At 52.5% G+C, this 4,007-nt stretch carries 3 protein-coding genes; 1 reads left to right on the forward strand and 2 read right to left on the reverse strand.

Annotated elements, in window-relative coordinates; genetic code table 11:
- On the forward strand, nucleotides 1–549 hold a 549-nt coding region (locus D1841_RS16675; RefSeq protein WP_166554303.1), incomplete at its 5' end, for a site-specific integrase.
- On the opposite strand, the gene D1841_RS16680 is transcribed toward D1841_RS16675, so the two are convergent.
- Nucleotides 442–1,983, reverse strand: coding sequence for a recombinase family protein (locus D1841_RS16680; RefSeq protein WP_160644772.1), 1,542 nt, complete (start codon nucleotides 1,981–1,983; stop codon nucleotides 442–444). The genes D1841_RS16675 and D1841_RS16680 overlap by 108 nt on opposite strands.
- Entirely contained in the window at nucleotides 1,976–3,793 is a 1,818-nt protein-coding gene (locus tag D1841_RS16685; protein WP_161880098.1) for a replication initiator protein A, read from the reverse strand. The genes D1841_RS16680 and D1841_RS16685 overlap by 8 nt, the downstream gene beginning before the upstream one ends.
- Nucleotides 3,794–4,007: the final 214 nt, after the last annotated feature.

The following is a 4,007-nucleotide window of genomic DNA, read 5'->3' on the forward strand; positions in this document are numbered from 1 at the left end:
GCTGTCTATGGCTTCCGACGCAGCGAGGTGCTGGGCCTGAAGTGGGAGCATATCGACTTTGAGAACCGCACCATAACAGTCACGGAGACGCTACAGCAGGGCGTGGACGGCGATTATGTGGACACGCCCAAGACCAACAGCAGCTATCGTACCTTACCCATGACAGACAGCGTGTACAAGCTCTTAAAGGGGCAGAAACACCGCCAGGAGCGCCTGCAAGGGGCCTTGGGCGCGGGGTACATACAGAATGATTATGTGTGCACTTGGCCCGATGGAAACGTGATCTCGCCAAATTACCTAACCCGGACTTTCCACAACGTCATCGCCAAAAGCAGCCTGCCGAATATCCGCCTGCATGACCTCCGTCACCCGTATGTCAAGCACAAGACAAAAAGTTTTTTAAGAAATTCCAGAGTTTTTAAGGCCGATTTTTGCGCCCCATCACATTCCCTCTGTACAGAAGTCTTTCATTTTCCAGACAATATCAACCTGATTTCCGGGGTGAATATCCACACGTTCAATCAGTGCGTCAGCCATGGCGGTATTTAATCCGCTGGCGGCTGAAATTTCCTGCGCCAGTTCCAGTCTGGCGTTTTTTGTTTTTACGTCCATTTTCGCTTGGGCGATTTCAGCGGAGAGTGCGCCCTGGACTTGCCGCAGCCGTTCCAGTTCCGCATCCACATCGGCTTTCTGTGCCTTGTAGTCCTCCAGGGTAATCTCTTTTAGTAAAACCTGCTCATATAGCACCCGTTTCCGGTCAAGACAGCTTTCTACGCGCTGGCTGTATTCCGTATGCGTTGCAATCTTAGTATCCAGCAGGCTGGCATTTGAAAGGTTCTCCACGTTCAAAATCACCTGCGCCTGCCTGGAAATAATCTCATAGAGGATTGCTTCCAAGTCCTTTTCAGCAATCCGCAGGCCGTGGCAGGCAGCAGACTGATCCACCTCTGTATGCTTGCAGACAAAGAAATGGCTTTTACTTGGATTGCGCGGCATTGCGTGTCCGCAGCAGCCGCAAAAGACCTTGCCGCGCAGGGGGTACAGATGGACGTTTTTCTTTATGCAGCGTTTTTTCGGCTTTAATTCCTGCACCCGCTGGAACAGCTCTTTGCTGATAATAGCCGGATGGTGGTCGGGAATCCTGAACCATTCGCTTTCATCACGGTTCCGTACCCGGCTGCTCCCCACCTCGACCACCTGTTTCCTGCCCATGACATAAGTGCCAATGTAGCGTTCATCCAGCAAGATGTTCCGAATGGTCGATCTCTGCCAAATCTGATGGGTTCTGGAAACATCGTGAATCGTTCTTCCCTTGGATGCTTTGTATTCGCCTGGTGTGGGGATTTTGCGCTCGTACAGTTCCTGAATGATTTCGCTGGAAGTACAGCCGCGCCCTGCCAGTTCAAAGATAAGCCGGACATTGGGGGCTGTTTCCTCATCCGGCTCCATGCGCCCGTCCGCGCCTTTCTGGTAGCCGTAGGGACATAATACGCTCTGGTATTCTCCCCGCCGGAATTTCACATACTTGGCGGTTTTGTACTTGATGGAGAGGTCACGGCTGTAAAATTCGCTGATCAGGTACTGAAACGCCACATTGATACCGCCCGTGTCGCCATGTAGCATATCGCTGTCAAAGCCGTCATTCAGGGAAATAAACCGTACCCCATACAGCGGAAAGACGCGCTCCATAAAATATCCGACCTCAATGCTGTTGCGCCCAAAACGGGTAAAGTCCTTGACGATGATGCAGTTGACCGCGCCCTCGCGTACCTTGTCCAGAAGTTCCTGCACGGCGGGCCGTTCAAAGTTCGTCCCGCTGTAACCGTTGTCTACAAATTCCAATACCTCCGCATGGGCGGCATCCTCCATCGCATCGGCGTACTGGTGAAGCGCCCGCTTCTGGTTCTCAATGCTGAAACTCCCCACCTTGCTGTCCTCGGAGGAAAGCCGGATATAAAGGCCAATCACATAGGGTTTATACATCTTCCAGCACCTCCATCAGCCGCTCAAAGCCGCTCTCAAATTTGAATTTCACATGAATGTCCTCTGCGCTGTTGACGGTAACGCAGTCAATCAACTGGTTTACCAGCAGGGCGGATAAGGCGGTATCTTCGCTGACTGCCGCCAGCCGTTTGGCTATATCCGTATAGCGTTCCATTTGATTTTCCAGCGCTTTCTGCTTACTTTGAAGCTGCTGCACACGCAGGACTGCCGTTTCGATTTTCTGTGTATAGCCTGCTTTCATTTCGTGATACTCTGTGCCGGTCAGGATGCCGGTAACGAAGTTCTCATACAGGCTGGTTAAGAATACCCGGTTGCGTTCCGTTTCCTGCTGTAACTTAGAGATTTCGGCGGTCATTTCCGCCTTTTTCGCAGTGATTTTGTAATCCTGCTGTTTCAGCTTTGTGTGAGTTCCCACCACAACCTCGGCGTGTTTGCGGATAATGGCTAAAAGCGCGTCAAACAGCCTCTTTTCCGGCAGATGGGTAACACCACCCGGACAATACTGAACGCCCATCCGGTCATTGGCAATACAGCGGTAGGAGTATATCCCCCGTGACCTCTGTCGGTGTAGGTTCTTCCCGCAGCAGCCACAGAAAATACGTCCCCGGAGAATGTTCTCCGTGTAGGGGATTTTTTCCGTCCCCTGCTTTGCCGCCGCACGTTCCCGGACAGCCTGCACCCTTTCGTACAGTTCGCGGGCAATCAGCGGTTCATGGGTTCCCCGCACGACAATCCATTCAGAGCGGTCAGTGGGAACCTGCTTGTGGCCGACCGTTTTCGATTTCCCCTGCACCATATCGCCCATGTAGACTTCATCCGCTAAAATTTTGGAAACTGTCCATGTCTGCCATTTTCCGCTGCCCATGAGCCGCTTATTGGTAATCAGGCCGGTTTGAGCCAGATAGTGACCGGGCGTAGGATAGCCGCTTTGATTGAGCCGTTTTACCACCTCATTGAGCGATATGCCGTCAACCGTCCACTGGAAAATCTGCCGGACGATGGGGGCGGTATCTTCATTGACAAGCAGCTTGTGGCAGTTATCCGGCGCTTTTTTATAGCCAAAGGGCGGACGCGCCCCCACAAACTCCCCGTCCTGCATCGCCTGCCGCTGCTGGGCTTTTACCTTTTTGCTGATGTCGGCGGCATAAGCTTCATTTATCATATTTTTCAAGGGCACAATCAGATGGCTGCCGCTGTTTTCCTTGTTTTCGCTGTCAAACTGGTCGTTGACTGCAATAAACCGAACCTGATGCAGCGGGAAATACTTTTCGATATAGTAGCCGCTGTCAATCGCGTTCCGCCCCAGCCGGGAAAGGTCTTTGACGACCACGCAGTTGATTCTGCCGTGCTCCACATCGTCCAGCATCCGCTGAAAGGCTTCGCGCTCAAAGGTGCGCCCCGTTGTGCCGTTGTCGGTGTAAACCGCCACGATTTCAAGATCCGGGCACAGGGCAAGATAGGCTTCCATGATCTGCTGCTGGGTTTCCAGCGAATCGCCGCGCCTGCCGTTAAATTCCACGGACAAACGGATATAGAGGGCCGCTTTCCAGACTTTCATGGTCATGACTTCCTCCTGGGTGAAGTAGAGGAACACGCGCCCGTTATCGTCCAGCCAGCCATTGCGGGCAGACAGCCCCATGCGGTCAAGCAGCAGGCCATACAGCACCTTTGCTTCCAGCGACACGCCTTTGTAGCGGCGGTCGGTCAATAGGATTTTGGGGATACGGTAGAAGCTGTACTGGTCGGCTTCATTCCCGTAGTAGTAATTCAGATTCAAAGTTTCCGGCATTTTGAAAGCCTCCTGTCTAAATGAAAAAAGCCCTGGCGATCTACGTCACCAGGGCAGAGTTATCTATAAACAAAAAAGCCGCACAGTAGCTGAACATCCGTCAGTTACTGTGCGGCTGATATGAATTAAAATCGGTATTACCGGGTTGCTGCCCGTTTGTCCTTTATGTGAAATGGTTCCTTATCACCTCCCAGTCTGCCCCCACCAAAGGGCG

This window comes from Neglectibacter sp. X4 (genome assembly GCF_009917365.1).
Lineage (GTDB): Bacteria > Bacillota > Clostridia > Oscillospirales > Acutalibacteraceae > Acutalibacter.